Annotated in this window: 23 protein-coding genes; 11 read left to right on the top strand and 12 right to left on the bottom strand. The window is 74.4% G+C overall.

Translation table 11 applies throughout. The annotated features are described in order from the left end of the window. Positions 1-106 precede the first annotated feature (106 nt). A complete protein-coding gene (gene hmgA / locus AZE13_RS07800; protein WP_066928299.1) occupies positions 107-1,432 on the top strand; it encodes a homogentisate 1,2-dioxygenase in 1,326 nt (441 codons plus the stop codon). A gap of 14 nt (positions 1,433-1,446) precedes the next feature. Continuing rightward, a complete protein-coding gene (locus AZE13_RS07805) occupies positions 1,447-2,196 on the top strand; it encodes a GntR family transcriptional regulator (RefSeq protein ID WP_066928300.1) in 750 nt (249 codons plus the stop codon). Between the two features lie 2 nt (positions 2,197-2,198). On the opposite strand, the gene AZE13_RS07810 is transcribed toward AZE13_RS07805, so the two are convergent. After that, the gene (locus tag AZE13_RS07810) at positions 2,199-3,572 is read right to left on the bottom strand and encodes an MFS transporter (protein WP_066928302.1); all 1,374 of its coding nucleotides are present in this window, start codon (positions 3,570-3,572) and stop codon (positions 2,199-2,201) included. A gap of 227 nt (positions 3,573-3,799) precedes the next feature. Here AZE13_RS07810 and AZE13_RS07815 point away from each other — a divergent pair, with 227 nt between their 5' ends. Beyond that, entirely contained in the window at positions 3,800-5,065 is a 1,266-nt protein-coding gene (locus AZE13_RS07815) for a type ISP restriction/modification enzyme (RefSeq protein ID WP_066928564.1), read from the top strand. Between the two features lie 199 nt (positions 5,066-5,264). Here AZE13_RS07815 and AZE13_RS07820 read toward each other — a convergent pair whose 3' ends face one another. The 3 genes from AZE13_RS07820 to AZE13_RS07830 form a co-directional block, all read right to left on the bottom strand. Next, positions 5,265-5,528, bottom strand: a complete 264-nt coding sequence (locus AZE13_RS07820) for a hypothetical protein (RefSeq protein ID WP_079123784.1) — start codon at positions 5,526-5,528, stop codon at positions 5,265-5,267. A 274-nt stretch (positions 5,529-5,802) separates the two neighbouring features. Beyond that, entirely contained in the window at positions 5,803-6,609 is an 807-nt protein-coding gene (locus AZE13_RS07825; protein WP_066928306.1) for an SGNH/GDSL hydrolase family protein, read from the bottom strand. A gap of 156 nt (positions 6,610-6,765) precedes the next feature. Beyond that, positions 6,766-7,476, bottom strand: coding sequence for a YoaK family protein (locus tag AZE13_RS07830; RefSeq protein ID WP_066928308.1), 711 nt, complete (start codon positions 7,474-7,476; stop codon positions 6,766-6,768). Positions 7,477-7,820: 344 nt separating this feature from the next. Between AZE13_RS07830 and AZE13_RS07835 the strand changes: the two genes are divergently transcribed. Further along, a complete protein-coding gene (locus AZE13_RS07835) occupies positions 7,821-8,897 on the top strand; it encodes a glycosyltransferase family 2 protein (RefSeq protein WP_066928565.1) in 1,077 nt (358 codons plus the stop codon). A gap of 26 nt (positions 8,898-8,923) precedes the next feature. Here AZE13_RS07835 and AZE13_RS07840 read toward each other — a convergent pair whose 3' ends face one another. Next, positions 8,924-9,697 carry a DUF72 domain-containing protein gene (locus tag AZE13_RS07840; protein ID WP_066928310.1) on the bottom strand — a complete coding sequence of 258 codons (774 nt, stop codon included), beginning with the start codon at positions 9,695-9,697 and terminating at the stop codon, positions 8,924-8,926. Between the two features lie 280 nt (positions 9,698-9,977). Between AZE13_RS07840 and AZE13_RS07845 the strand changes: the two genes are divergently transcribed. Further along, positions 9,978-10,763 (top strand): alpha/beta fold hydrolase, encoded by a 786-nt coding sequence (locus AZE13_RS07845; protein ID WP_066928312.1) that lies wholly within the window; start codon positions 9,978-9,980, stop codon positions 10,761-10,763. After that, on the top strand, positions 10,760-12,136 hold the full coding sequence (locus tag AZE13_RS07850) for a cytochrome P450 (protein ID WP_079123785.1): 1,377 nt from the start codon (positions 10,760-10,762) through the stop codon (positions 12,134-12,136). The genes AZE13_RS07845 and AZE13_RS07850 overlap by 4 nt, the downstream gene beginning before the upstream one ends. Before the next feature lie 49 nt (positions 12,137-12,185). On the opposite strand, the gene ddaH is transcribed toward AZE13_RS07850, so the two are convergent. The 3 genes from ddaH to asnB form a co-directional block, all read right to left on the bottom strand. Then, positions 12,186-12,962, bottom strand: coding sequence for a dimethylargininase (gene ddaH, locus AZE13_RS07855; RefSeq protein WP_066928314.1), 777 nt, complete (start codon positions 12,960-12,962; stop codon positions 12,186-12,188). A 47-nt stretch (positions 12,963-13,009) separates the two neighbouring features. Continuing rightward, on the bottom strand, positions 13,010-13,414 hold the full coding sequence (locus AZE13_RS07860) for a GntR family transcriptional regulator (RefSeq protein WP_066928316.1): 405 nt from the start codon (positions 13,412-13,414) through the stop codon (positions 13,010-13,012). A 107-nt stretch (positions 13,415-13,521) separates the two neighbouring features. After that, positions 13,522-15,372 (bottom strand): asparagine synthase (glutamine-hydrolyzing), encoded by a 1,851-nt coding sequence (gene asnB, locus AZE13_RS07865; protein ID WP_066928318.1) that lies wholly within the window; start codon positions 15,370-15,372, stop codon positions 13,522-13,524. Between the two features lie 301 nt (positions 15,373-15,673). Here asnB and AZE13_RS07870 point away from each other — a divergent pair, with 301 nt between their 5' ends. Next, on the top strand, positions 15,674-16,612 hold the full coding sequence (locus tag AZE13_RS07870; RefSeq protein WP_066928320.1) for a GNAT family N-acetyltransferase: 939 nt from the start codon (positions 15,674-15,676) through the stop codon (positions 16,610-16,612). Between the two features lie 169 nt (positions 16,613-16,781). After that, positions 16,782-17,798 carry a lytic polysaccharide monooxygenase gene (locus AZE13_RS07875; protein ID WP_079123787.1) on the top strand — a complete coding sequence of 339 codons (1,017 nt, stop codon included), beginning with the start codon at positions 16,782-16,784 and terminating at the stop codon, positions 17,796-17,798. Positions 17,799-17,851: 53 nt separating this feature from the next. Here the strand turns inward: AZE13_RS07875 and AZE13_RS07880 are convergent, their stop codons facing one another. Further along, positions 17,852-18,319, bottom strand: a complete 468-nt coding sequence (locus AZE13_RS07880; protein WP_066928324.1) for an Lrp/AsnC family transcriptional regulator — start codon at positions 18,317-18,319, stop codon at positions 17,852-17,854. An 80-nt stretch (positions 18,320-18,399) separates the two neighbouring features. Here AZE13_RS07880 and AZE13_RS07885 point away from each other — a divergent pair, with 80 nt between their 5' ends. Continuing rightward, a complete protein-coding gene (locus AZE13_RS07885) occupies positions 18,400-19,689 on the top strand; it encodes an APC family permease (protein WP_107288267.1) in 1,290 nt (429 codons plus the stop codon). A gap of 119 nt (positions 19,690-19,808) precedes the next feature. On the opposite strand, the gene AZE13_RS07890 is transcribed toward AZE13_RS07885, so the two are convergent. Beyond that, a complete protein-coding gene (locus AZE13_RS07890; protein WP_066928328.1) occupies positions 19,809-20,291 on the bottom strand; it encodes an SRPBCC family protein in 483 nt (160 codons plus the stop codon). Between the two features lie 134 nt (positions 20,292-20,425). On the opposite strand from AZE13_RS07890, the gene AZE13_RS07895 reads away from it, so the two are divergent. Both AZE13_RS07895 and AZE13_RS07900 read left to right on the top strand, forming a co-directional pair. Further along, positions 20,426-21,013 (top strand): TetR/AcrR family transcriptional regulator, encoded by a 588-nt coding sequence (locus tag AZE13_RS07895; protein ID WP_066928330.1) that lies wholly within the window; start codon positions 20,426-20,428, stop codon positions 21,011-21,013. 123 nt (positions 21,014-21,136) lie between these two features. Further along, on the top strand, positions 21,137-21,829 hold the full coding sequence (locus AZE13_RS07900) for a pyridoxamine 5'-phosphate oxidase family protein (protein WP_079123788.1): 693 nt from the start codon (positions 21,137-21,139) through the stop codon (positions 21,827-21,829). Here the strand turns inward: AZE13_RS07900 and AZE13_RS07905 are convergent. Beyond that, positions 21,820-22,953 (bottom strand): DNA polymerase thumb domain-containing protein, encoded by a 1,134-nt coding sequence (locus AZE13_RS07905; RefSeq protein WP_079123789.1) that lies wholly within the window; start codon positions 22,951-22,953, stop codon positions 21,820-21,822. The genes AZE13_RS07900 and AZE13_RS07905 overlap by 10 nt on opposite strands. After that, the gene (locus AZE13_RS07910; RefSeq protein ID WP_066928331.1) at positions 22,950-26,498 is read right to left on the bottom strand and encodes a DNA polymerase III subunit alpha; all 3,549 of its coding nucleotides are present in this window, start codon (positions 26,496-26,498) and stop codon (positions 22,950-22,952) included. Before AZE13_RS07910 ends, AZE13_RS07905 begins: the two co-directional genes overlap by 4 nt. Positions 26,499-26,666 lie beyond the last annotated feature (168 nt).

Here is a 26,666-nt window from a genome sequence, read left to right on the forward strand (position 1 = left end):
CGAGAAACACCCACGGCGGGAGAGCCGACAACGCGCGAAGGCCTAGCCAAGAATCCGCGGGAATCCTAAGGTCCTGTATAGGATTCCCAGCAGGCAGGAGCGCGCCATGGCAGCCACAGGCAATGAGCAGGCGAGGAAGACGGCCGAGGGGCTGGTGTACGCCACCGGGTTCGGCAACGAGCACAGCTCGGAGGCGGTGCCGGGGGCGCTGCCGGTGGGGCGCAACTCGCCGCAGCGGGCGCCGCTCGGGCTGTACGCCGAGCAGCTCAGCGGGTCGGCGTTCACCGAGCCGCGGGACCGTAACCACCGCTCCTGGCTCTACCGCATCCGCCCGTCGGCCGCGCATCCGCCGTTCGTCCGCGCCGAGCAGCGCGCGGTCCGCTCGGCGCCGTTCACCGAGTGCGTCCCGGACCCCAACCGCCTGCGCTGGAATCCGCTGCCGGCTCCCGAGGGCCCCACGGACTTCGTCGACGGGCTGTGGACGCTGGGCGGCAACGGGGACGCGGCGCAGCGGAGCGGGATGGCGGTGCACCTGTATCACGCCAACACGTCCATGGACCGGCGGGTGTTCGGTGACGCGGACGGCGAGCTGCTGATCGTGCCGGAGCAGGGCGGGCTGCTGCTGCGCACCGAACTCGGGCTGCTGCGCGCCGCACCGGGCGAGGTGGCGCTGGTCCCGCGCGGCGTACGGTTCCGCGTCGAGCTGCTGGACGCCACCGCGCGCGGGTATGTCTGCGAGAACTACGGGCGGCCCTTCCAGCTCCCCGACCTCGGCCCGATCGGCGCCAACGGACTGGCCAACCCCAGGGATTTCCGCGCGCCGGTCGCCGCGTACGAGGACGTCGAGGGTCCGGTCGAGGTCGTCAACAAGTTCTGCGGGAACCTCTGGACCGCCACGTACGACCACTCCCCGCTGGATGTGGTCGCCTGGCACGGCAATCACGTTCCGTACGTCTACGACCTGCGGCGCTTCAATGTCATCGGGACCATCAGCTACGACCACCCCGACCCGTCGATCTTCACCGTGCTGACCTCGCCGTCCGACACCCCGGGCCTGGCGGGTGTGGACTTCGTGGTGTTCGCGCCGCGCTGGCTGGTCGGCGAGGACACCTTCCGGCCGCCGTACTTCCACCGCAATGTGATGAGTGAGTACATGGGACTGATCGAGGGCGCGTACGACGCGAAGGCGGAGGGCTTCGTGCCGGGCGGCGGGTCGCTGCACAACATGATGTCGGCGCACGGGCCCGACCGGGAGACCTTCGACCGGGCGAGCGCCGCCGAGCTGGTGCCGCAGAAGATCGATGACGGGCTGGCGTTCATGTTCGAGACCCGCTGGCCGCTGACGCTGACCGGGCAGGCCCGGGACGCCGGACACCTCCAGCGCGGCTACGACGGCGTATGGCAGGGTCTCCAGCGCCACTTCCGCCTGTGACACCGGGGACCCGTGTGACCACCTTCGCTCCCGACTCGCTCGACCTGAACCGCAAACTGCCGCTGTGGTACCAGGTCTCGCAGTCGCTGCGCGCCTCCATACTGGGCCGCTCCCCCGAGGCGCCGCTGCGGCTGCCCACCGAGGACGCGCTGGCCGCGCACTACGGGGTGAGCGTGCTGACCATGCGCCAGGCCCTCAAGGAGCTGGAGACGGAGGGCCTGATCAGCCGGCACCGGCGGCGGGGCACGTTCATCGAGCCGAGCGCGCGGCGCGGTGCGCCGGTGCGGCTGCTCGGGTCGGTGGACGCGATCGTGGCCCAGCAGTCCGGTATGCGCACCGAGCTGCTGGAGCACGGGCCGACCGGGGTGCCGGCCGAGCTGTCCGGGTACTTCCCGGATCTGGCGGAGGTGGCCGGCTACACCCGGCTGCGCTGTGAGGAGGAGACGGGTGAGCCGACCAACCATGCGCGCAACTACGTACGGCCCGAGGTGGCCGCCCGGATCGATCCGGGCGATCTGCTGCGGTGGCCGATGACGAAGGTGCTGCGGGACGCGGCCGGGGTACGGATCAGCCGGATCACCGACATCGTCGAGGCGCGGCTGGCCGACCCGGAGACCGCGCGGCTGCTGCGGATTCCGCTGCTCAGCCCGATCCTGCACTACACCGGTGTCACCTATGACGAGGACGGCCGGGTGGTCGATGTCGCGCGGATCCACTACCGGGGCGACCGTTTCTCCTTCACCGTGACGCTGGACGCGCACTGATCTCAGATGCGCTCCAGGCTCCGTCCGGTGGTCCGGGGGCCCAGCAGCGCCACGTCCAGGCAGAGCAGCAGCATCAGCCCGGCGGAGCCGGTGAACACGGCGGCCGGCCCGAGGTGGGTGAGCACGCTCAGCGCGATGAACGGCAGGGCGACCGAGGTGAGCCGGGACAGCGCGTAGGCGATGCCGATGGCGCTGCCGCGCAGGCCGGTCGGGAAGATCTCGGTCTGGTAGACGTGGAAGGCGTTGGAGAAGATGTTGCTGCACACGGTGAGGAGGAAGCCGAAGGTGACGATGGCCCAGGTGGCGTCGGCGAAGCCGAAGGCCAGGCCGCAGCCGGCGATGCCGAGCGCCGAGGCGATGATCAGGGTGCGGCGCTCGATCCGGTCGATGAGCGGGACCGACAGCGCGGAGCCGAGGGGGTAGCCGCAGAAGCTCAGCGCGGCATAGAGGAGTGACGCGGTGACGGTGTGGCCCTTGGCGGTGAGCACCACCGGTGCCAGTGTCGCGAAGCCGTAGTAGCCGACGGTCTGCAGCACCTGGAAGATCCACCACATGACGGTCCGCCGCCGGTGGTCGCCGCGGAACATCTCGCCCAGGGGCACCGTCCGCTCCGGGATGCTCTCGGTCTCCGCCACGGACGGCAGGCTGCCGCCGGTCTCCCGGGCGACCCGTTCCTCGATCCCCGCCACGATCCGTCCGGCCTCGTCGTCCCGTCCGCGGACGGTGAGCCACCGCGGGGACTCCGGAAGTTGACGGCGCATCAGCTGGAGGAAGCCGGCTCCGAGGGCGCCGGCGACCAGCAGCCAGCGCCAGCCCTCGATGCCCAGCAGCCGGTGGGCGGCCACCAGCCGGGCGCCGAGCAGTGCGGCGACCGGTACGGCGACGAAGCCCAGGGTGTAGGCCCAGGCCATATAACGGCCGCGTACCGCCCGGGGCAGGAACTCGGCGAGGTAGGTGTCGATGAGGACGAGTTCGGCGCCGAGGCCGAGCCCGGACAGGAAGCGCAGGGCCAGCAGCCACGGCAGGTCCGGGGCGGCGGCGCACAGCAGCGAGAAGAGGGCGTAGGCGCAGAGGCTGACGAGGAGCATCCGGCGCCGGCCCAGCCGGTCGGCGAGCACCGACAGTACGCCGGCGCCGACGAACATGCCGAGGAATCCGGCCGCGATCACCGAGGACTTCGCGGTGTGCCCGAGGTGCCACTGGTCGGCGAGGACGGCGGCCAGCACTCCGCCGAGGAAGATCTCGTAGAGGTCGAAGAACGCGCCGATGCCGACGATGAGGGTGATCCGGCGGTGCCAGCGGGACGGCGGCAGCCGGTCCAGCCGGGCGGCGGCCCGTTGCCCCCCGCACCGCTCCGGCGTGGTGGTGTCCGTCATGACGGTCCTCCCCTGAGCAGGTCCCGGCACGAGGGGGCCCACGCCTGAACAGCGCGGGGGTTCCCCATCATGCGGCCGGGCGTACGGCCAGGACCGTACCCCTTCAAGATCAGCAAGCGGAAGACCGCATCGGGCCGGGGAGGGAAGAGCCGGCGGACCCATCGGACCGGCCCTGGCCGGTGGATACCATGCCCGGGTCGGCTGAACTGGTCCGGGAGGGGCTCCGCGTGACGGCGAAGCAGGACGCGCCACGGCTGTCCGATCTGATGCCGTGGTCCGTGGCGCCGCTGCGGCTGGGCCGTTCCTGGGTGCGGGCGCCGGATCCGGGCACGCTGCGCGCCCGGTGGCGGGCGCTGGTGGACGCCGAGGACGCGGCGGACCGGGAGCGGCTGTTCCGGCCGTCGCGTGCCCGGACCCTGTACTCCGCGGTCGGCCAGCTGCCGGGTCAGGCCACACCGACCGGGCGGCTGTACCGGGCGGGCGGCCCGTGCCCCGAGCCGGTGCGGATCCTCCACGGGCCGTTCGACCAGCAGTGGCTGCTGCCCGACCACCGGCTGATCGACTCCGCCCGCCCGGAGCTGTGGCGGGTGGCCGGCGAACGGCAGCTGTACGTGGTGGAGTCGGCGCCGCTGCCCCAGCCGTGCGGCCCGCCGGTGGTGTGCTCGGCGCTGCTGCCCGACGGGCGCTCCCCGGCCGGCCGCCCCGGCCGGATCCACCCGCTCTACCGCCGGCCCGGCGGCGCGGAACCCAACCTCGCACCGGGCCTGCTCGACCTGCTCACCCGCCGCCTGGGCCGCCCGGTGGGCCCCGGCGATCTGCTCGCCTGGGCGACGGCCGGTGCCCGCCACTCCCCCGACGGCGTCGTGGTGCCGCTGACCTCCGATCCGGAACTCTGGGAGCGCGGAGTCGCGCTCGGCGAGCGGCTGATGTGGCTGACCACCCGTGGCGCCCACGTCCCCGGGCCGGGGCGCCTCCCGCCCGGCTCCGGCGGGCGGCCGCGGATGCCCGGCGGCCGCCGCCCGTACGTACGCGCCGCGCTCCCCGCGCGCGGGATGCCCCGGTCCCTCGGCTACGACCCGGAGGGGGAGGCGCTGCTGCTGGACGGTGGCCGGATCTCGCCGGTGCCGGCGGGTGCCTGGGAATTCCGCGCGGGTGGGGTACGGGTCCTGGAGGCGTGGTTCGCGCAGCGCGCCGGAGTTCCGGCGGACGGGGCGGAGGCCGCCGAGGCCGGTTCGCTGGCGGCGCTGCGCCCGGCGGACTGGCCGCAGCAGTGGACCTCGGAGCTGCTGGAGCTGGTCACCGTACTGGCGCTGCTGGCGGAACTGGAGCCGCGACGGACCGAGTTGAGCTCGCTCGTGGCGGACGGGCCGCGGCTGGGCGATGCCGTTCTGCGGGCGGCGGGGGTGCTGCCGGTGCCGTCGGCCGCCCGCCGCCCGGCGTCCGTTCTCGACCATCAGGAGGAGGGCCCGGAGGGCCAGTTCGCGCTGCTGTGAGCGGCGGGCCGCGGGCGGCTCCGGTGCGCCGCCGCGCGGGTGCCGGGGTACCGGTGCCGCCGCGCGGGTGCCGGGGTGCGGACGCCGGGGCGCGTGCCGCAGCGAAGAACCCCCCGTCACGGAGTGACAGGGGGTTCGGAGCGGAACCGGCGGGCGGGGACGGGCCGGCCACCCGGGATGCCGCGGAGGGGCGTCGCGGTCAGCCGCGTCCGCCGAAGAGCGAGCGCCGCAGCCTGCGCAGCGGGGCGAACAGCGACACCCTGGCGCCCTGGGCGCCCCTCGCCCGGATGTGGTCACGCGCGGTGAGCTCCTGCATCAGCGACGTCGCGCCCTCCGTCTCGCGCTGCGGGAGGGCGGGCCCGCCCAGCACCGCGAGATGGCGGTCGAGCCGCGCGCTGGTCGCGCTGCTCCCGCACGTGATGGCAGGGACTCGCGCCCTGCTACGCATTGTTATCTGTTCCATAAATCTCCCCACCCTTACGAGGGCACCCGGCCCGGGCAGGGTAACCCTATCTCTCCCGGAGTACACGCGTGCAGACCGGTCAGCGGAATCACCTGCCTCGCTGTGACGTTGACGGACACCATACGGAATGTCATCTACGGACCGTTGACCAGGGCGAGTTGAGGGGCCGTCGGGAGGCTCCCGGAGGCGTGCGGAGCGTCCGGCGGGGCGCCGGAGTGCGCGGAGGAGAGACCGGGATCTCACCGTCTCCCCTCCGCGTGCGGTGCGCGGTTCGTCACGCAGCGGAGCCGAGCACCGGCAGATAGCCCCCGGACTGGCCGGCGGCGGTGGGGTGGTAGGACTCGTCGACGGGGAAGGTCACACTGTGCAGCCACGGGCTGCCGGAGCAGAGCTCGTGGCCGGTGAAGGCGCCGGTGACGTCGGCGAAGCCGAAGCCGTGGTCGGCGGCGCGTTTGGCGGTGACGCCGTTGATGTCGTCGGCGGCGGCGTTGAGCGCGGCCCGGGACTTCTCGGAGAGGCCGGCGGAGCAGCTGCCGCCCAGCTGGTAGAGGCGCGGGTAGCCCAGGACCACCACACGGGCGGCCGGAGCCTTCGCGGTGATGGCGCCGTACACGGTGTCGAGCCGGCCGGGCAGGGTGGTGGTGATGTACTTCCTGGCTTCGGCGACCCGGGCCAGGCAGGCGCTCTCGCCCTGGAGGGCGCAGACCTTCATGGCGTCGGCGAAGCCGGCGTCGTTGCCGCCGATGGTGATGCTGACCAGTCCGGTCGTGCCGTCGAGCGGGCCGAGCTGACTCTTCAGCACATCACCCGTCCGGGCCCCCGAACAGGCGGTGAAGGAGAAGGAGGAGGGGGAGTTGTCGGCGGCCCAGAGGGCCGGATAGGCCTTGGTGCTGCGCTTGCAGGCACCGCTGTCGCTGTCGTAACCGCCGGCCCCGACACCCGAGGAGTACGAGTCGCCGAGTGCCACATAGCCGGTTGCGGTGGGGAGTTGGGCGGACGCGGCGGCGCTCGCGCCGGTGAGCGCGAGCGCCGAGGTGACGAGAAAGGCGGACGCCAGGGCCGCGAATCGGGACAGTCTCATGAAATCTCCCTTAGCAGGATCTCTGCCACATCTGTCGTAGCAAGACACCCGGACTTCCGGAAGTGTCCATGCCAAAAGTCATCCCGCAGTTCATCCCGATTCCGCCGGTACGGACGGATGTTCACCGCCGCGCCTCGCACGCCGCCTGGCGGCGCGTCAGTCCCCGGCGGCCGCACGGCGGCGGGTGAGGCCGGACACGACCAGCGCGGTGGCCGCGACGAAGGCGGCCACCAGCAGGAGCACCAGCACCGGACGGGTCCGCAGACCGATCAGCGCGGCCCCGACGAGGCCGCCGGCGAACATCGCGCCCACCGAGGCCAGCCGGCGCGCCCCGGCGCGGGTGCCGTACCCCAGCCGCTCGTCGTGCCCCAGCGGCGACCCGCCGACCAGCGACGTCATCACCCGGGTCGCCACGGTGGTGGGGAGGTCCGGAGCGGCGACCCGGAGGGCGGTGACGTTCCGCACGCCCATCGCCACCGCCATCAGCCCGATCGCGGCGGCGCGCGGGCCCGGCGGCAGCCCCCGGGCGACGTCCGGCTCCCAGGCGGCGGCCGCCGCCCCGGCCAGCAGCGCCGCCTCCGCCGCCAGCGCCGACGGGAACCACGGCCGCCGGCGCCGGGCCACCGCCGACTCCAGCCGGGCCCCCAGGACCGCGCCCAGGACGAAGGCGCCGAGCGAGACCACCGGCGCCGCCACCGGCAGTCCGCCCTGCCCGGCGATCCCGAAGCCCAGAAGGAGCAGATTGCCGGTCTGGTTGCCGGTGAAGACGTGACCGAGCGCCAGGAAGCTGACCGCGTCCAGGACGCCGGTGGCCACCGTCAGCCCCACCATGATCACGGTCAGCGCGGTTCCGGTCGGCGGCTCCACGGACCCGGCTCCTTCCGGCCGGCGGACACATCGCCCTCAGTCTCCGGACGCACGGCGCGCCCCGGCGCCATTGCGCCGTCTGTGGGCGCCCCGCCCGCCTTCGGCGGGACCAGGGTGCCGCGGGTATCCCGTCGCCCGGTCCCGACCGGTCCCGACCGTCCCGACCGGTCCCGACCGCCCCGACCGCACCTCACCGGGCAGGAGCGCGAAATGGTGAACAAGTCCGGCCCTTGGCACGCCGGTTGACGGTGCCGCGTATAACGTCTTCCGTGCGCTCTTCAGACGCGGGTCGGGACAGGCCCCGGCACGATGACCGCCCGGTGCGGTCCGCGGTGGGCGGCCCGGTGAGCTCCCCGGGGCCGGCGGTCGGGCCGGCGGTCGGGCCGGCGCTGCGGATCTCCGTCGTGCTCTGCGTCCACGCCGAGGACGGTGTCCGCGCCGAGGACCGGTGGGACGGCATCCTGGCCGCGGTGGCGTCCGTACGCGAACAGTCCCACCCCGCCCATGAACTGCTGCTGGTGGTGGACCACCGGCAGCGGCAGCTGCTCGGCCGGCTCAGGGAGGGCGGCGCGGCGCCCGGCCGGCCGCCGCGAACTCCCCTGCGGATCGTGGCCGATGCGGACCCGCGCGGGCTCCCGGCCGGCCGTAACACCGGTATCGCCGCGGCCGACGGCGAGGTCGTCGCCTTCCTCGACGTCGACGCGGTGGCCGAACGGGACTGGCTGCGCCACTTCGCCGCGGCGTATGCCGACCCGGCGGTGATGGCGGTCGGCGGACGCACCGAACCGGCCTGGGAGTCCGGGCGCCGGCCGGGGTGGTTCCCCGAGGAGTTCGACTGGGCGGTGGGCTGCGCCTACCGCGGCCTGCCGCCGGGGAAGGCGCGGGTACGCACGGTCCCCGAGGGCAACGCCTCGTTCCGCAGGGTGGCGTTCGACCTGGTCGGCGGCTTCCCGGCCGGGACCGGTCCGGACAGCGGACGGCTCCCGGCGGGCCACGCGCAGACCGAGCTGTGCCTCCGCATCACCCGCGAGCTGCCGGACGCGGTGCTCCTCACCGACGACCGGGCGGTCGTCCACCGGCGGGTGCGGCCCGCCCGGCAGCGCTTCGGCCACTTCCTCGGCCGGGCCTACGCCGAAGGCCTGGCCAGGGGGCTGATGGCCCGTGAGGCCGCCCGTGGGGTCCGCGCCCTGGACGGGCCGGCGGCCGGACGGCACTACACCACCCGGGTACTGCCCGCGGCTCTCCTGCGCGGTGTACGGGACGCGCTGCGGGGACGCCCGGGCGGGGCCGGCCGGGCGGGCGCCGTCGTGGCCGGGGCGGCCGCCGCGGCGGGCGGCCGCCTGTGGGGCGCGCTACGGCCGGTGCGACGCGTCTCCCGCCACGGCGGAGCGGCCCACGCGGACCCATCGGACAGGCCCTAGGGCCGTGCCGGACGTCCCCGTCCGCCTCAGGGCGCGGCCCCGCGTGCGGACGGTGTGCGGGTCACGGAGCGGCCCGCGGCCGAGACGGCGTGGGCGAAGGCGGCCGCGTCGAGGACGGCCGCACCGCCCGGGTCGTTGTTGAAGTAGGTGTGGACGTCGGCCCGGTCCGGCCAAGTGCCGGCGATCCGCCGCGCCCAGGTGGTGAGCGCCTGCCTGCCGTAGCGCGGCCAGGGTTCCGCGCGGCCCTCATGGAAGCGCAGATACCCCCAGTCGGCGGTCCGCCAGAGCGGCGTCACGGGCCTCGAGCACCGGTCCGCCCAGCACAGCGCGGCGCCCCGCCGCTCCAGCACGGTACGGATCTCCGCCGTCCACCACGAGTCGTGCCGGGGCTCGACGGCCACCCGGGTACCGTCCGGGAAGCAGGCGAGGCAGTCGTCCAGCAGACCGGCGTCCGCGTGCAGCGTGGGCGGCAGCTGGAGCAGGACGGGCCCGAGCCGGGGCCCCAGGGCGGCGGCGTGCGACAGCAGCCGCCGGACCGGCTCCTGCGGATCGCGCAGCCGCTTGATGTGGGTCAGATAGCGGCTGGCCTTGACGGCGATCACGAACCCTTCGGGGGTCCGGTCCCGCCAGTCGGCGAAGGTCTTCTCCTCGGGCAGGCGGTAGAAGGCGGCGTTGCTCTCGACGGTGGCGAACTGCCGCGCGTACTCCTCCAGCCAGAGCCGCTGCGGCCGGTCCTCGGGGTAGAGGAGACCCCGCCAGTCCTTGTACTGCCAGCCGGACGTTCCGACGAGCACGGTCATGCCCGGATCCCTGCCCCTGACGGACCGGGCCCTATCGGCCGGCCCGCCGGTGTCACCGGCCCGGCGGCCGTGGCGCCCTTGCGTGGCGGGGATGTTACAGCCACTGTGGTCGGCAGCGGCACCGTCCCCGGGACCTGTGCCGATGGCCGTTTCCATGGCACTGTTCCCCCGTCACCCCGACCTGTCCCCACGACACCCCGAACTCTCCCCACGTCACCCCGACCTGTCTTCCCGTCACCTCGACCTGTCCTGCCGTCACCTCGAGATCTCTGGAGTGCGCGTGACGTTCGTCCTGCCTCACACCCTGCACGGCACGGGACCGCACAAGGTCATCGCCGTCCACGGATGGTTCGCCGACCGGTCCGCCTACGACCCGGTCGTGCCGGACCTCGACCGGGACGCGTTCCAGTACGCGCTGGTCGACCTGCGCGGCTACGGCGAGGCGAGGGAAGCGGGCGGCGCGTACACCACCGCCGAGGGGGCGGCCGATGTGCTGGCGCTCGCCGGCCGGCTGGGCTGGGACCGGTTCTCGGTGGTCGGGCATTCGATGGGCGGCAGCGTCGTCCAGCGGGTGCTGGCCGCGGCACCGCACCGCGTCCGGCGGCTGGTCGGGATCTCGCCGGTGCCCGCCTCCGGTCTGCCGCTGCCGCCCGAGCAGTGGGAGCTGTTCTCCGCCGCGGCGCACAGCCCGGAGAACCGGCGGGCCATCATCGACTTCAGCACGGGCGGCCGGCGGCCCGCCGCCTGGCTGGACCGGATGGTGCGGCGGTCGCTGGAGCGCAGCGACCCCAAGGCGTTCCGTGCCTGGCTGGACTCCTGGGCCACCGAGGGGTTCGCCGACGAGGTCACGGGCTCGGCGGTGCCGGCGCTGGCGGTGACCGGGAAGCTGGACCCCGCGCTGCCGGCCGAACTGGCGCGGCGGACCTGGATGCAGTGGTACGCGGAGAGCCGCCTGGTCGAGCTGCCGTCGGCCGGGCACTATGCCATGGACGAGACCCCGCTGGAGCTGCTCCGGGTCGTCGAGGACTTCCTGCGCGGCGACGGCGGCAGCCCGGACACCGTATGACGGTGCCCCCGGAACGTCCGGCCTCTCCGGTCCAGCAGCCCGGAGGGGCCGGACATCTGACGCCGCCGGTGCGGTCGTCGCCGGTACCGGACGTCTTCGACCCCCGCGGCTACGCCCGCGGCCTGCCGCACGCCGCGTACCGCCGGCTGCGCGACCACCACCCGGTGGCCTGGCAGGAGGAGCCCGCGGTGCTGGGCTGGCCGGCCGGCCCCGGGTTCTGGGCGGTCACCCGCCACCGTGACGTGGTGCGGGTCCTGAAGGACTCCCGGACCTTCTCCTCCTACCTGGGCGGCACCCAGATCCGCGACCCCGACCCGGCCGACCTGCCGTTCCTCCGCCGCATGATGCTCAATCAGGATCCTTCCCCGGGGTCGCCAGGCGGTTCGGGCAGGGCAGGCCCCCACGACCACGGGCGGCTGCGCCGGCTGGTGAGCCGGGCGTTCACCCCCGGCCGGGTCGGCCGCTTCGGCGCGGTCGTCCGCGCGCGGGCCCGCGGCCTGCTGACGGCGGCGGTCGGCACGGCCCGCGCCGGTGGCGGCGGCGAGTGCGACCTCGTCGCCACCGTCACCGACGACTACGCCCTGCTCAACCTCGCCGACCTGCTCGGTGTGCCGGCCGGTGAACGCGGGCTGCTCCTGGACTGGACCCGGCGGGTGATCGGCTACCAGGACCCGGACGAGGCCGGCCCGCCGGTGTCCGGCCCGGACGGGCGGCCCGCCGATCCGCGCTCCCCCGCCATGCTGCGGGACATGTTCGGCTTCGCCCACGAGCTGGCCGCCCACAAGCGCCGCCATCCGGCCGACGACGTCATGACGATGCTCGCGCACGACCCCGAACTGACCGCGCCGGAGCTGGAGATGTTCTTCTTCCTGCTCACCATCGCGGGGAACGACACGGTCCGCAGCGCGGCTCCCGGCGGCCTGCTGACGCTCGCCGGGCATCCGGCGGCGTACCGGACGCTGCGCGCGGGGGTACTGGCCGGGACGGCGGAGCTGGGCCCGTGCGTGGAGGAGCTGCTGCGCCGGCATCCGCCGGTGCTCAGCTTCCGCCGGACCGCGGCGTACGGCACCGAACTGGCCGGCCGCCGGATCGCCGCCGGGGACAAGGTGGTCGTCTTCCACGGCTCGGCGAACTACGACGAGCGGGTCTTCACCGCCCCGCACCGGCTGGACCTGGCCCGCAGCCCCAACCCCCATGTCTCGTTCGGTGACGGCCCGCACATCTGCCTGGGCGCCCACCTCGCCCGCCTCCAGCTGCGGCTGTTCTACGAGGAGACCGCGCGCCTGCTGCCCGCCCTGTCGCTCGCCGCCCCGCCGCGGCACCTCGTGTCGAACTTCATCAACGGGGTGAAGTCGCTGCGCCTGCGGGTGTGAGGAAGCGGGGATGAGGCGGGTGCGGGGGTGAGGAGGCGCCGTCGGCCCGTTACGCGTACAGCTCGCGGAGCCGTACGGACAGGCAGGTGACGCAGCCCTCGAGTTTCTCGAACTCGCTGATGTCCACGACGACCGGCTCGTAGCCGAGACCGGTGAAGAGCTCCGCGCTGCGCGGAGCACCGGCCGCCATCAGCAGCCTGCCGCCGCCGAGCAGGACGACATGGGCGCCGGACTCCTCGGGGACGGGCCGGAAGCGGGGGAAGACGGCGGGGTCGTCGACCAGGGGCGGGTAGCCGATGACGGTGCCGTCCGGGAGTGCGGTCACGGCGGATTTGAGGTGCAGGACGCGGGTGACGGGTACGGCCGTCACACGGGCGCCCAGCGGTTCGAAGGCGGCGCGGAGCTGGCGTACTCCGTCGGCGTTGGTGCGGCCGCCGCGGCCGACGTAGACGGTGTCGCCGACCTTGAGGATGTCGCCGCCGTCGAGGGTGCCGGGCGGCCGGATCTCGTTGACGGAGCAGCCGAGGGCCTCGGCGGCGGCGCGGGCGGCGGGTATCTCGGCGCGGCGCTGCCCGGCGCCGGGGCGGGCGAGCAGGGCGACGTTGCGGAACATGACCATGGTGTCCTCGACGAAGACCGCGTCGGGGCAGTCGTCGGCGGGGGCCACCTCGGTGGTGTGCCAGCCGTGGTCGCGCAGTGCCCCGATGTAGGTCTCCCACTGGCGGAGGGCGAGGCCGGCGTCTATGGGGCGCCGGTCGATATGGGTGACCAGGCCCTCGGCCAGGCGGGGGCCGGGGCGGCGGACGAGGGCCTGTCGGCTCGGCATGGGCGGTGGCCTTTCGGGGGGCGGTGGCCTTTCGGGGTGGGGTGCGGTCAGGGCCGGTCCCCGTACGCGGCGCGCAGGGCGTCCTGTACGGCGGCGAGGGCGGCGCGGTGGTCGAGGCCGAGCCGCCGGGCGCGGCGGGCGTAGGCCTCGGCGGCCGCGGCGCCTTCCTTGTCGGCGGCGTCGCCGGCCGCGGCGATGAAGCTGCCGTTGCGGCCGCGGGTCTCGATCACGCCGTCGGTCTCCAGGGCGCGGTAGGCCTTGGCGACGGTGTTGGGCGCCAGGCCGAGGTCCTCGGCGAGGCCGCGGACGGTGGGGAGGCGGTAGCCGACCGGCAGGCCGCCGTCCCTGGCCCGGTCCGCGATCTGGGTGCGGACCTGCTCGAACGGTGCGACGGCGGACTCCGGGTCGATGGTGAGGCCGAGGGCGGCGGGGGTGGGGGCGTGCGGGGACACGGGGCGCTCCTGGTGCGGTACGTGAGGTGAGGCGAGGTGCGCATGCTTTGTCGCATCCATTGTGCGCCAGGAGCGCCTCCGGTGACAGGTACCTCGGGTACCCGGTGTCACAGCTCCAGCGTGGTGCCCGTGGTCCGCAGCCAGGTGTTCATGCCGAGGACCAGTTCGGCGCCGGGGCGGATGTCGTTGGCCGCACCGTCGGCGGTGGCCTCCGAGAGGGCGGCGCCGTCCAGCAGGGGCCGGACGGGGGCGTCCCGGTCGGCGGCCACCTCCCTCAGCCCGGCGCGCAGCGCCTCGTTGTAGCGCGGGTCCTGGGTCGCGGGGTAGGGGCTCTTGACGCGGTCGGCGACCAGGTCGGGCAGGACGTCGCGGGTGGCGGCGCGCAGCAGCGACTTCTCCCGGCCGTCGAAGGTCTTCATGGACCAGGGGGTGTTGAAGACGTACTCGACGAGGCGGTGGTCGCAGAACGGGACCCGGACCTCCAGCCCGACGGCCATGCTGGCGCGGTCCTTGCGGTCGAGCAGGATCTGGACGAAGCGGGTCAGGTGGAGGTAGCTGATCTCGCGCATCCGCCGCTGGTGGCCGGTGTCGCTGTCGAGGTACGGCACTTCGGTGAGCGCCTCGCGGTAGCGGCGGGCCTCGTAGCCGGGCAGGTCGAGTTTGCCGAGGAGGCCGGTGTCCAGGAGCGCCTCGCGGGTGGCGTGGCCGCCGGTGAAGGTGTTGCCGAGGCCGGCCGCGATCCAGGGGAAGGTGTCGGCGGCCACGGCCTCGGGGTCGTGGAACCAGCGGTAGCCGCCGAAGATCTCGTCGGCGGACTCGCCGGAGAGGGCGACCGTGGACTGTTCGCGGACGGCCTTGAACAGCAGGTAGAGGGAGGTGTCGCCGTCGCCGAAGCCGTTGGGCAGGTCGCGGGCGGCGATGACCGCGGCGCGGTGGCCGGGGTCCATCAGCGCGGCGGTGTCCAGGACGATGTCACGGTGCGCGGACCGGACGTGTGCGGCCAGGGCGTGGGCGTAGGGCCCGTCGGGGGTGCCGCGGAGGTCGTCGGGGGTGAAGTTCTCGGTGTAGCCGGTGAAGTCGACGGCGAACGAGCGCACCGGCCCGGCGCCCTGGGCGGCCAGCGCCTTGGCGGCGAGCGCGGTGATGGCGGACGAGTCGAGGCCGCCGGAGAGCAGGGTGCACAGCGGCACGTCGGCGATCAGCTGGCGGGCGACGATGTCGTCGAGCAGCTCACGTATACGGGCGACGGTGGTGTCGAGGTCGTCGGTGTGCTCGCGGGCCTCAAGTGCCCAGTAGCGCTTGACGGTCGGTCCGCCGCGGGTCACCCGGACGAGATGGCCGGGGCGGACCTCGTGCATGCCCTTGTAGACGGCGTGGCCGGGGGTCTTGGTGAAGGTGATCAGCTCGGCGAGTCCCTCGGCGTCGACCACGGGCCGTACGGCGGGGTGGGCGAGGATCGCCTTGGGTTCGGAGCCGAACAGCACTCCGTCGGGGGTGGGGTGGTAGTAGAGCGGCTTGATGCCCATCCGGTCGCGGACCAGAAGGAGTTCCTCGGTCCGGGGGTCCCAGAGGGCGAAGGCGTACATGCCGTTGAGGCGCTCGGCGAACGCGTCGCCCCACTGGAGGTAGGCGTGCAGCACCACTTCGGTGTCGCTGCTGGTGCGGAAGGTGTGGCCGAGCTGCTCCAGTTCGGCGCGCAGCTCGCGGTAGTTGTAGACCTCGCCGCTGTAGGTGGTGACGATCTGGGTGCGGCCGTCGCGTTCGACGGTCATCGGCTGCTTTCCGCCCTCGATGTCGATGACGGCGAGCCGGCGGTGGCCGAACGCGGCATGCGTGTCGAGCCAGACGCCGCCGGCGTCGGGGCCGCGGCAGGCCATGGTGGCGGTCATCGCGTCGAGCGTGGGGCGCTGGGTCGTCAGGTCGTTGTCGTAGGAGATCCATCCGGTGATTCCGCACATCTTCGCGGCTCCTTCCCTCTGGCGGCGGGCGGCCGCAGTCCGGCGGCGGCCCGCTCGATCACCCCGCCCGATCACCGTACGCCGATATAGATGTACGGGCCACTCAAACTGGCGGCGACCGTCCGGAACAAGTCACTCGCCCACCGCGACGCCGAACGCGGTACGGAACGGCGGGGCTCGGCACGGCCCGTCCCCGCCGGTACGGCGCGGCCCTCCCCCCGGCACGGCGCGGCCCGTCCCCGGAGAACACCCCGGAAAACCAGCGGCAGAAGGGACCTTCCGGAGCGTACCGTCCGCCGTTATGACACTCACCGTGCGCGACTTCCGCCCGGCCGACGCCAAGGCCGTCGCCGATGTGCGACGGCTCGCCGTGCCCCATCTGCTCTCCACTCCGCAGGGCGTCGCCTGGGAGATCTCCACCGCCGCCGCGGCGCAGCGCCGACGGCTGTTCGTCGCCGAGCGGGACGGCAGGGTCGTCGGCGCGCTCCGCGCGTCGCTGCTGCACGACAGCAGCGTCCCGGGCCGGGCCGAGGCCACGCCGCACGTCCACCCGGACCACCGGGGCCGCGGCGTCGGCCACGCCCTGCTGACCTCGGCCGAGGAGCACCTGACCGCGGTCGGCGCGACCCACCTCTACGCCTGGGCCAACGACACACCCGGGGCGCACGCCTTCGCGGAGCGCCACGGCTACCGCCGTACCCGCGCGGGCCGCATCCTCCGGCTCGACCTCACGGCGGCCGCCCTGCCGCCGCTGCCCTCCCCGCTGCCGCCCGGCGTCCGGCTGCTCACCGGCGCGGACCTGGACGCCGATCCCCGGCCGCTGTACGCGGTCGAGGCCGAGGCCGCCGCCGACGAACCGGGCGACGTCCCGGCCGACGCCACGACGTACGAGGACTGGCTGCGGCGCACCTGGGAACACCCCCTCACGGACCTGGACCTGACGTCGGTGGTGACCCTCGACGGCGAGGCCGTCTCCTTCACCCTGGCCATGACCGACGGCCGGGGCCGCTATGTGTCGGCCATGACCGGAACCCGCCGCGCCGTCCGCGGCCGCGGCCTGGCCCGGCTGGCCAAGACCGCCTCGCTCCACCGCGCCCGCGACACCGGCTGCACCGACGCCTTCACCGGCAACGACGCGGCCAACGCCCCGATGCTGGCGATCAACCAGTCCTTCGGCTACCGGCCGTTCGCCGACGAATGGCGGTACGTACGGGAGTTGCGGCGGGACGCGGAGGGCTAGCGCCGGTCCGATGGGTCGGGCCCGGTCTTCCTGTGCCCTCGCTCAAGGCCGCCTTAAGCCCGGCATAAAGATCGTCCCGATCGCCGTTCCGGGCTCAAAACCGCAGGTCGGCGGGGCTAGCGTGCGGGTCGCAAGTCGGCACTGGCAACTGATGGAGGAGACCCCCACGATGAGCGTTCGTCGCAAGGCCACCGGGATCGCGCTGGTCGGTATCGCCCCGCTCGCGCTGACCGCGCTCACCGCGAGCCCCGCCGTCGCGCACGGTTCGATGTCGGACCCGGTCAGCCGGGTCTCGGCCTGTTACGCGGAGGGGCCGGAGAGCCCGAAGTCCGCTGCGTGCAAGGCCGCCGTGCAGGTCGGCGGGGCGCAGGCGCTCTACGACTGGAACGGGGTGCGGGACGGCAACGCCGGCGGGAAGTCGAAGGAGAGGATCCCGGACGGCAAGCTCTGCAGCGCCGGCGACGACGCGTACAAGGGCCTGGACCTGCCGCGCGCCGACTGGCCGTCGTCCGCGATGCGGGCCGGCGACCACACGTTCCGCTACCGGGCCACCGCCCCGCACAAGGGCTCCTTCGCGCTGTACCTCACCAAGGAAGGCTATGACCCGGCCAAGCCGCTGAAGTGGTCGGACCTGGAGCCGGAGCCGTTCGCAAAGGTCACCGACCCGGCGCTGAAGGGCGGGGAGTACGTCTTCGAGGGCAAGGTGCCCCAGCGGTCCGGGCGGCACCTGATCTACAGCATCTGGCAGCGGTCGGACAGCCCCGAGGCGTTCTACACCTGCTCGGACGTCGTCTTCGGCAAGGACGGCGCCGGGTCCGGCGGACCGGCCGGGGCACCCGCGCCGGCCGCCTCCGCGCCGACGGACCGCCAGATCGCGGCAGGGGCCGACAAGTCGTCGATGGGGGCGATGAGGCCGAGGGAGGCGAAGGAGGCGGAGAAGGAAGCGGAGAAGCCACGGGACACGGGCCGGGACGGGCACGAGCACGGGCACGGCCATGAGGGCGGCAGCGGCAACGCGGTGCGGCCCGACGGGGCCGGTGAGCCGGTCGACGGGCAGCGGCTCGCGGAGACCGGTGGGGACACCTCCGTCGCCCCGATGGCCATCGGTGGCGCGGCCGTGCTGGCCGCCGGCGCCGCGGCCCTGTGGGTCACCGCCCGCCGCAGGGCCGCCCGGCACCGCGGCTGACCGCCGTACCGCCGCCCCTCCCGGTGACGCGCGGGAGGGGCGGCGGCGCGCTGTCATGGGCCGTTCGGCGGCAGCGATTCGACGACGGCGTTGGTCACATGCTGGTAGATGAACGAGCTGCGGCAGTCGACGACTTCGCGGCGCTGGAAGATCTGGTCCATCAGGAGGGCGTGCAGCCGGTCGACGTCCGGGACGGCCACATGGACCAGGAAGTCGTCGCCGCCCGCGACGACATAGACGCTGAGCACCTCGGGCAGCGAGGTCAGGAACGTCTTGAAGCGCTCGATGACCTCGCGGCCCATGGGCCGGATACGGATCGCGAGCAGCGCCTGTACCGGGCGGTTGAGGGTACGCAGGTCCACCGTGGCGCGGTACCCGGTGATCACACCACGGGCCCGCAGGGTTCGGACCCGCTCCAGGCAGGTGGAGGGCGCGATGCCGAGCTTGCGGGCCAGCTCACGGTTGGTCTGCCGTGCATCGCGCTGAAGTTCGCGGACTATCGCCGAATCAATGTCGTCCATGGGGCCCATCGTGACGCACGATCCGAATTTCGTTCGGCCAGAGGTCTTTTTGATCAACTGTCCAGTTACGTTCGGCGAATGTGACCGTACAAGAGACATCCCTTGCCGCCCCTGAACGGGCGGATGTGCGGCGGCCCGGCCTCGGCGTCGGCGGCGGGACCGCACTGTACGCCGGCGCGGTGCTCGGCCCCGGCGTCCTGACCCTGCCGTCGCTGGCCGCGGCGGCGGCCGGGCCCGCCTCGATCCTGGCCTGGGTGGCACTGCTGGCCATGTGCGTACCGGTGGCCGCCTCGTTCGCCGCGCTCGGCGCGCGGTTCCCCGACGGCGGCGGTGTGGCCACCTACGTCCACCGGGCGGTCGGGCCGCGGGCCGCCGCCGTGGTGGGCTGGTGGTTCTACGGGGCGGCGCCGCTCGCCGTGGTGTCGGCCGCCTGGATCGGCGGGAAGTACGTGGCCGAGGCGACCGGCTGGGGCGATACGGGCGCGGCCGTCGTCGCCGGGGCGGTGCTGGCCGGGTCGCTGGCCGCCAACGCGGTGGGACTGCGGATGTCGGGGCGGGTGCAGCTGCTGCTCGTCGGCCTGCTGGCGGCGGTGCTGCTGTGCACGGTGCTGGCCGCCGCCCCTCAGGTGACCGCGGATCACTTCACTCCGTTCATGCCCGGCGGCTGGTCCGCGGTCGGTTCGGCGGCCTCGGTGCTGTTCTTCGCGTTCGCCGGCTGGGAGTCGGCCAGTCATCTGTCGGGGGAATTCACCGACCCGGCACGGGATCTGCCACGGGTGACGCGCCGTACGCTCGCCGTGATCACCGTGCTCTATCTGGGGCTCGCGGTGGTCACGATCGGTGTGCTGGGGCCGTCCGCGGCCGATACCGACACCCCGCTGACCGAGCTGCTGGCCCGGAGCGCCGGACCCGCCGCGCGCCCGGTGGCCGCCGCGGCGGCGCTCTTCCTGACCTTCGGGGCGGTCAACTCGTGCCTGGCGGGGGCCTCCCGGCTCGGTGCCGCGCTCGGCCGGGACGGGGCGGGGCCGCGCTGGCTGGCCAAGGGCGGTACGCCGGGCCAGGTGCCGCGGCGTTCGCTCGCGGTACTGGGCGGGGCGGCGCTGCTGGCGGGGACGGCGGCCGGCGTCGGCGGCGCCGGGCTGGACATGCTGATGAGGGTCACCGCCACCTGTCTGGCGGCGGTGACCCTCGCCGGCCTGGCCGCCGCGCTGGTGCTGCTGCCGCGCCGCACTCCCCTGTGGTGCGGCGTCCTGGCGAGCTCCCTGCTGACGGCGGCGGTGCTGGCCTTCTCCGGGTGGCTGCTGGTGGTCCCGCTGGTGCTCGCGTGTGCCGCCTTCGGCTTTCTGACACTGCGGCGGATCCGGCGCTGAAGCGGGGCGGGCACCACGGCGGCCGGACGCCGGCCGGGTGGCGGGCGCGCCCCGGTGGCGGGCGCGCCCCGGTGGCGGGCGCGGCCGGGCGGCGGGCGCGCCGGACCGGTCGCCGGTGGTCAGCGGGCGAAGCGGCGCAGCAGGCGGACGTAGCGGTTCCATCGGGCCGGCCGGGCGACGGTGCCCGTACAGGCGCGTTCGGCGCGGTCCAGGCTGTCCTCCAGGACCGCGTCGTGGAAGTGCCGGAAGGCCAGCGGCCAGGTGAGCCGGGCCGGGCCGCGGGCCCGCATGGCCAAGGTGTGGCGCAGCAGGGTGCGGTCCGGGCCGAGCGGGTGGACGGTGTACTCGTGGAAGCCGTCGAAGCCCCGCGGCCCGCTGAAGGTGAAGCGGACCCACCGGCCCGGGACGTGGGCCGCCACGGTGTAGCGGACCGGGCCGTGGCCGCCGGCCGCGCCCGGTGCCAGCGGGCCGTCGAGCAGCATCGGGGGCCAGTCGCCGCTCGGCCAGAGGCGGTCGCCGCTGCCGGACAGGCCGTCGATCAGCAGACCGGCCTCGGCCTCGGGCACCGGCAGCACCCGTTCGTGCACGTTGTACACACCCATTGCGCACAGCCCTTCCGCAGCGCCCCGGAGACAGCCCGAACCGCCCGCGCGGCGCGCGTCCGGACACGCCCGGCCGTACTCCAGAGGAGTTCTAGAGATTCCTCTCCAATATACTGGAGAGTACCCTCCAGAACATGGCCAGGCCACCGCGTTTCGCTCTGTCACAGCTCCTCGACGCCGCCGTAGAACTCGCCGCCGAACACGGCCCCTCGGGCGTCACCATGTCCGCGGTCGCGGCAGCCGTCGGCGCGCCCAGCGGCTCGCTCTACCACCGCTTCGCCGGCCGGACGGCGCTGCTCGCCGAGGTGTGGCTGCGCACCGTCGAGGGCTTCCAGGAGGGGTACTTCGAGGCGCTGGAGTCCTCGGACGACCCACGGGCCGGCGGCCGGGCGGCGTCCCGGCACGTCGTGGCGTGGAGCCGGGCGCATCCCCAGGAGGCGGCGCTGCTCCTGTACGGGGCGCACGAGTTCGGCCGGGACGACTGGTCGGATGACCATCTGCGCCGGGCCGACGAGGGGAACATGCAGGTCCGGGCGGCCGTGGCGGCGCTGGCGGGGGCGCTGGGAGTGCACGGCAGGCTGGCCCTGGAGCGGGTGTCGCTCGCGATCATCGACCTTCCGCTGTCGCTGGTGCGCCGCCACCTGCGCGCCGGCGAACCGCTGCCGCCGCACGCCGAGGACCTGGCCGAGGAGTGCACCGACGCCCTGCTGGCCGCCGGCTGATCACATATGGCACCGCTGATCCGGCAGCCGATCCCGCAGCGGCACCGCACATGACCGGCTGTCAGACCTGTCGCCTAGAGTCGGAAGGGAGTTGACCGTGCACGCGAGCAGCGGGAGGGACCGATGGAAGCAGCGGTACCGAGGGAGACGGCGGGGACGGCGGGGACGGCGGGGCGGACCGGGGCGGCGGATCTGACGGGCATCGAGGAGATCTCGTCGGAGGCGGAGCTGCGCGAGCTGGCCGGTGTGCCCAACTCCCACGCCGTGAACAAGACCCGCCACCGGCTGGACGACCTCGACCGGCAGTGGCTGGCGCGTTCGCCGTTCTGCGTGATGGCCACCGCGGACGCGCAGGGCCGCTGCGACGCCTCGCCCAAGGGCGACCCGGCGGGCTTCACCCATGTCCTGGACGACACCACGCTGGTGATACCGGACCGCCCCGGCAACAAGCGCATGGACGGGTTCCTGAACATCCTCGGCAATCCCCATGTCGGGCTGAACTACGTTCTCCCGGGGCGCGGCGACACCCTGCGGATCAACGGCCGGGCCCGGCTGCTGCGCGATGCGCCGTTCTTCGACGCGCTGGTGGTCAAGGGCAACCGCCCGCGGCTGGCGGTGCTGGTGGAGATCGAGGAGGTCTTCTACCACTGCTCGAAGGCGTTCCTCCGCTCGGAGCTGTGGAAGCCGGAGACCTGGCAGCCGGATGCCCTGCCGCCGCGGGCCCGGATCGTCAAGAGCCTGGAGGACAAGGGCAGATCCCTGGCCGAACTGGAGGAGCACTACGGCCCGCGGTACGCGGAGCGGCTCTACGGCTGAGGCCGGTCACGCCGGGCGGAGCGGGCACCGCCGAAGTCACCGAGGGCGGCCGCGGGCCGTACCGTTCCGGCGCCGAAGCAGGTCCTGGCCCGGTCGGTGGCGGCCTCGATGCGGTGGGCCTTGTCGTCGGACGGGTCGAAGGTCAGCTGCCGCGCGGCGCGTTCGGCGCGGCACAGGTCCTCCGCCCGCAGCGCCACGGACCGTACCCGGGCGCGCTGCAGTCCGAGCGCGGTGTGCAGGGCGTAGGCCGCCTCGGTGAGTGCGGGCCCGTGTGCGGTGGGTTCGGCCAGCCGCCGGGTGCGGGTGGTCGTGGAACGGTCGGCGTACCGCACGGTGAGGGTGAGCGCGCGGGCCACCTGCCCGCTCGCGCGCAGCCGCCGCCCGAGCTCGTCGGCGAGCGAGAGCAGCGCCCGGCGGCGCCTGACCGGGTCCAGTTCGTCGTACGCGAAGCGGTGTTCGGCGCCCATCGAGCGGGCGGCGGCGTTGGGCGCCACCGGCGTCGGGTCGATGCCGCGGGCCCGTTCGTGGACGGCCCGGCCGGCCTTCGCGCCGAGGATGCGCTGCAGGGTCGCGGGCGGTGCGGCGGCGATCCGGCCGACGCTGTCGAGTCCGTACGCGGACAGGGCGCGCGCGGCCGCCGGGCCGACGCCGTGCAGCGCCGTGGCCGGCCGGCGGTCGAGGAAGGCCGCGACGGTGCCGGCGTCGCCGGGGACGACCCGGGTCCGGCCGGGTGCCGCTCCCTGGGCCGCCATCCGGGCGAGCAGCGGGTTGGCGGCGATCCCGATCGTGCACTGCACGCCGCACCAGACCAGCGCGCGCAGCCGGATCAGCTCGGCGACGCCCGCCGCGTCCCGGTCGAAGTAGCGCAGCGCACCGCGTACGTCGGCCAGTACGGCGTCCGGCGGCAGCGCCTCGACCACCGGGGTGAACCGGTCCAGCAGCCGGAGCAGTTGCTCGAACTCGCCGGCGCCGACCGGGGTGCCGTCGGCGTGGGAGAAGCGTATGTGGAGCACGCCCGGCGGCCGCGCAGCGGCGCTCGCGCCGGAGGGCTCCGGCGGCGCGGCGGGCGGACCGGCGGGCGGTCCGGCAGGCGGCCCGGTGGGCGGCTTCGGTGCCGGGTTCATCCCGCGCTCCCCGGGCTGGAGTGCCACAGCTTGCGGCCGGTGGCGGCGCGTTCACCCGGGGGCTGGAGGTCGGCCCAGGGGTGCAGCTCGTAGCCGGTCTCCAGCCGGATGGTGCGGCCCGCGGCACCGACCGTCCCGGGCTCCTCGCCGCGCTCCTCACCGCGCCCCTCGCCGGGCCGCGCGTCCGTCTCGGTCCCGGGGCGGCCCGGCTCCTCGGCGAGCCGGGCGGTGACCGCCTCCAGGCCGCCCGTACGACGGAGTTCGGCCAGTTCGGCGAGGTTCCAGGCGGCGGCGCCGACCACGCCGAGGCTGCGCGGCCCGCGCCGCTGGACCGTCCCGCGCACCAGCAGCAGCCAGGAGTGGAAGACGGTATGGGCGCAGGTCTCATGGGAGTCGTCGAAGAAGGCGCAGTCGACCAGGCCCGTGCTGTCGTCGAGGGTGGTGAAGACGACCCGGCGGCCGGAGCGGACCGGCGGTGTCTGGGTGGCCGCCTTCGCCCCGGCGACCAGGACCGTCTCGCCGTTCCGGACGCCCCGCAGCAGCCGGGCCGGCAGCGCGCCCAGCTCGGCGAGGAAGTCCTGGTGGTCGGCCATCAGATGGCGGGAGGCGTCCATGCCGAGGACGCCCAGCTCGGCGCTGAGCCGTTCGACGTCGCTCAGGTCGGGCAGCCCCGCCGGCTCGACCGGATCGGCCTCCCCCGCCTCCTGGTCCGTCTGGAGCGTCAGCTGGCCGCCGGGCGCGTGCCGCCCGTGGTGGTGCAGCTCGGCGAGGTACAGCAGCAGATCCCGCCGGTTCGCCCCGAAGGCGTCCAGGGCACCGACCCGGGCGAGGCGTTCGGCGACCGGGCGGGACGGCCGGGCCCGCTGCCACAGGTCCGCCAGGGAGCGGTAGGGCTGCCCGGCCGCGATGCGCCGCGCCTCGGCCCCGCTGATCCCGTGCACGTCGGAGAGGGCGAGCCGCAGCCCCCAGACACCGGGAGAGCCCGCCTCACCGGACACCAGTTCGATCCGATGGGTGACCGCCGAGCGGTTCACGTCCAACGGCAGCACCGGCACCCCGCGCCGCCGGGCGTCCGCCAGCAGCAGCCGCTTCGGGTACATCCCCGGGTCGTGGGTGAGCAGCCCGGCGTAGAAGGCGGCGGGGTGGTGCGCCTTGAGCCAGGCGGACTGGTAGGTGGGCACCGCGAACGCCACCGCGTGCGCCTTGCAGAAGCCGTACGAGCCGAAGGCCTCGACGATCTCCCAGGTGCGCGCGATCACGTCGGACGGATAGCCGCGCCGCTCGGCGCACCGGGCGAACCAGGTACGCACCTCGCCCTGCCGCTCCGGGTCCGACAGCGCGCGCCGCCGCTCGTCCGCCTCGTCCCGCGCACAGCCCGTCATGATCCGCAGCACCTCGATGATCTGCTCGTGGAAGACCACCACCCCGTAGGTCTCGCGCAGCGGTTCCTCCAGGTCGGAGTGCGGATAGCGGAACGGCGCGCGGCCGTGCCGGGCCTCGATGAAGGGCCGCACCATGTCGGCGGCGACCGGTCCCGGCCGGAAGAGGGAGATGTCGACGACCAGGTCGTGGAAGGTGGCCGGCTGCAGCCGCCCGATCAGGTCGCGCTGGCCCGGCGATTCGATCTGGAAGCAGCCGAGCGTCTCGGTCGACCGGATCAGGCTGTAGGTGGCCGGGTCGCCGGGCGGCACCTGCGCGGGGTCGTCGAGGTCGATCCGCCGCCCGGTGGCCCGGCCGATCTCGGCGACCGCGTGGGCCATCGCGGACTGCATCCGTACGCCCAGCACATCGAGCTTGAGCAGCCCCAGCTCCTCCACGTCGTCCTTGTCGAACTGGGACATGGGGAAGCCCTCGCCGCTGGTCGGCACGACAGGCGTACGGTCCAGCAGGGTGGCGTCCGAGAGCAGCACCCCGCACGGGTGCATGGCGACCCCGCGCGGCAGCGCGTCCAGCTCCTCGACCAGCTGCCACAGCCGTTCGGTACCGGCCTCCCGTACGCCGCGCAGCTCCGGCAGCTCGGCCAGCGCCGCCCGTGCGTCGCGGGCGCGGATGTGCGGGAAGGCCTTGGCGAGCCGGTCCACCCGCGCCGGGTCCAGGCCCAGGGCGGCGCCCACGTCCCGTACGGCGTGCCGTACCCGGTAGGTCTCGGGCATCGAGACCGTGGCGACCCGCTCGGCGCCGAAGCGGTCGAAGATCGCGCGGTAGACCTCGAGCCGGCGGGCGGACTCCACATCGATGTCGATGTCCGGCAGCGCCGCGCGCCGTTCGGACAGGAAGCGCTCCATCAGCAGCCCGTGCTCGACCGGATCGGCGTGCGCGATACCCAGGAGGTGGTTGACCAGCGATCCGGCGCCGGATCCGCGGGCCGCGACCCGGATGCCCCGCTCCCGGATGTCGTCCACGACCCGGGCGACCGTCAGGAAGTAGGAGGGGTAGCCGAGCCGTTCGATCGTCCGCAGCTCGTCGTCCAGCCGCGCCCAGCGCGTACGGTCCTGGTCGTAGCCGCGCAGCACCATGCCGGCGGCGCAGCGGGAGCGCAGCACCCGGGCGGCGGTGCGGTGCCCGGCGCCGACCAGCCGGGGCTCGGGGAAGTGGATCCGGCCGAGCCCGATGTCGTCCCGCGGGTCGACCCGGCACTCCCCGGCGGTCTCCTCGGTCATGGCGAGCAGCCGGTGCGCCAGGCCGCGGCGGAAGCCGGCCGCCTCGGCGATCCGCTCGGCGGTCGCGGCCATCGCGGCGGCGTCCTTGAGCCAGCGTTCGCCGCCGTCCCGGGCCTCGGGCCGGTACGGGTCCACCGGGACCAGGCGGCGGGCCGAGTCCAGGACGTCGGCGACCGGGCCCTGGCCGGGGTCGGCGTAGCGGACCGCGTTGCTCAGCACGGCAGGGACGCGCTGGGCGACGGCGAAGCCGAGGGTGCGGGCGGCGAGCCGCGAGGAGCCGGGGCCGCTGCCGGGCCGGCCGTGGTCGACGACCTCCAGGCGGAGCGCCTCGCCGTACCGCTCGCGCCAGGGGGCGAGGAGCCGGGCGGCGCGGTCCGGGCGGCCGGCGGACAGCGCCCGGCCGACCTCGGAGTCCGGTCCGAGCAGCACGGTCAGGCTGTCCGGGCCGGCCTCCAGGGCGTCCCACGGGAGGACGGGCCGCTCGGCCCGGCGGGCGTGGGCGGCCGAGACCAGCCGGCACAGGGCGGCCCAGCCGGCCGCTCCGTCGCGGGCCAGGAAGACCACGCGGGCGGCGGACTCGTCGACGAAGGCGCCGCCACGGACCGGGGTCCGGCGGCGCGCCGCGGCCACCGGCCGCCGGCCGCCCGCCCGGTCCGCCGCATCCGCCACGTCCGCCACGGCGAGGTCGGCGCCGAACAGCGGCCGGATGCCGGCCCCGGCGGCGGCCCTGGCGAAGCGTACGGCTCCGGAGAGCGCGTCCCGGTCGGTGAGCGCGAGGGTGTCCATACCGCGCTCGGCGGCGCGCTCGACGAGCCGCTCCAGGTGGGAGGCGCCGTAGCGCAGGGAGAAGCCCGAAGCGGTGTGCAGATGCGTGAACCCTGACATCCGCACCTCCTGTAGCTCATCCGCCCCCTGGCTGCCCGCCGTCCCTTGCCTCTTCGCTCCACCATACCCCGCGATCGAACATTCGTACGAACATGGCGCCGTCCGGCCACCCACCCGATCGACCCGCCCGATCTGCGCCGCCCGGCCGCCGATCGCAAGATGGCCATG

Source organism: Streptomyces sp. NBRC 110611 (assembly GCF_001590865.1).
Taxonomy (GTDB): Bacteria; Actinomycetota; Actinomycetes; order Streptomycetales; family Streptomycetaceae; genus Streptomyces.

Coding starts and splice junctions, on each gene's coding strand:
- hmgA (WP_066928299.1), top strand. CDS start 107: ATGGCAGCCACAGGCAATGAGCAGGCGAGGAAGACGGCCGAGGGGCTG.
- AZE13_RS07810 (WP_066928302.1), bottom strand. CDS start 3,572: ATGACGGACACCACCACGCCGGAGCGGTGCGGGGGGCAACGGGCCGCC.
- AZE13_RS07820 (WP_079123784.1), bottom strand. CDS start 5,528: ATGGAACAGATAACAATGCGTAGCAGGGCGCGAGTCCCTGCCATCACG.
- AZE13_RS07825 (WP_066928306.1), bottom strand. CDS start 6,609: ATGAGACTGTCCCGATTCGCGGCCCTGGCGTCCGCCTTTCTCGTCACC.
- AZE13_RS07840 (WP_066928310.1), bottom strand. CDS start 9,697: ATGACCGTGCTCGTCGGAACGTCCGGCTGGCAGTACAAGGACTGGCGG.
- AZE13_RS07850 (WP_079123785.1), top strand. CDS start 10,760: ATGACGGTGCCCCCGGAACGTCCGGCCTCTCCGGTCCAGCAGCCCGGA.
- ddaH (WP_066928314.1), bottom strand. CDS start 12,962: ATGCCGAGCCGACAGGCCCTCGTCCGCCGCCCCGGCCCCCGCCTGGCC.
- asnB (WP_066928318.1), bottom strand. CDS start 15,372: ATGTGCGGAATCACCGGATGGATCTCCTACGACAACGACCTGACGACC.
- AZE13_RS07870 (WP_066928320.1), top strand. CDS start 15,674: ATGACACTCACCGTGCGCGACTTCCGCCCGGCCGACGCCAAGGCCGTC.
- AZE13_RS07875 (WP_079123787.1), top strand. CDS start 16,782: ATGAGCGTTCGTCGCAAGGCCACCGGGATCGCGCTGGTCGGTATCGCC.
- AZE13_RS07880 (WP_066928324.1), bottom strand. CDS start 18,319: ATGGACGACATTGATTCGGCGATAGTCCGCGAACTTCAGCGCGATGCA.
- AZE13_RS07890 (WP_066928328.1), bottom strand. CDS start 20,291: ATGGGTGTGTACAACGTGCACGAACGGGTGCTGCCGGTGCCCGAGGCC.
- AZE13_RS07895 (WP_066928330.1), top strand. CDS start 20,426: ATGGCCAGGCCACCGCGTTTCGCTCTGTCACAGCTCCTCGACGCCGCC.
- AZE13_RS07900 (WP_079123788.1), top strand. CDS start 21,137: ATGGAAGCAGCGGTACCGAGGGAGACGGCGGGGACGGCGGGGACGGCG.
- AZE13_RS07905 (WP_079123789.1), bottom strand. CDS start 22,953: ATGAACCCGGCACCGAAGCCGCCCACCGGGCCGCCTGCCGGACCGCCC.
- AZE13_RS07910 (WP_066928331.1), bottom strand. CDS start 26,498: ATGTCAGGGTTCACGCATCTGCACACCGCTTCGGGCTTCTCCCTGCGC.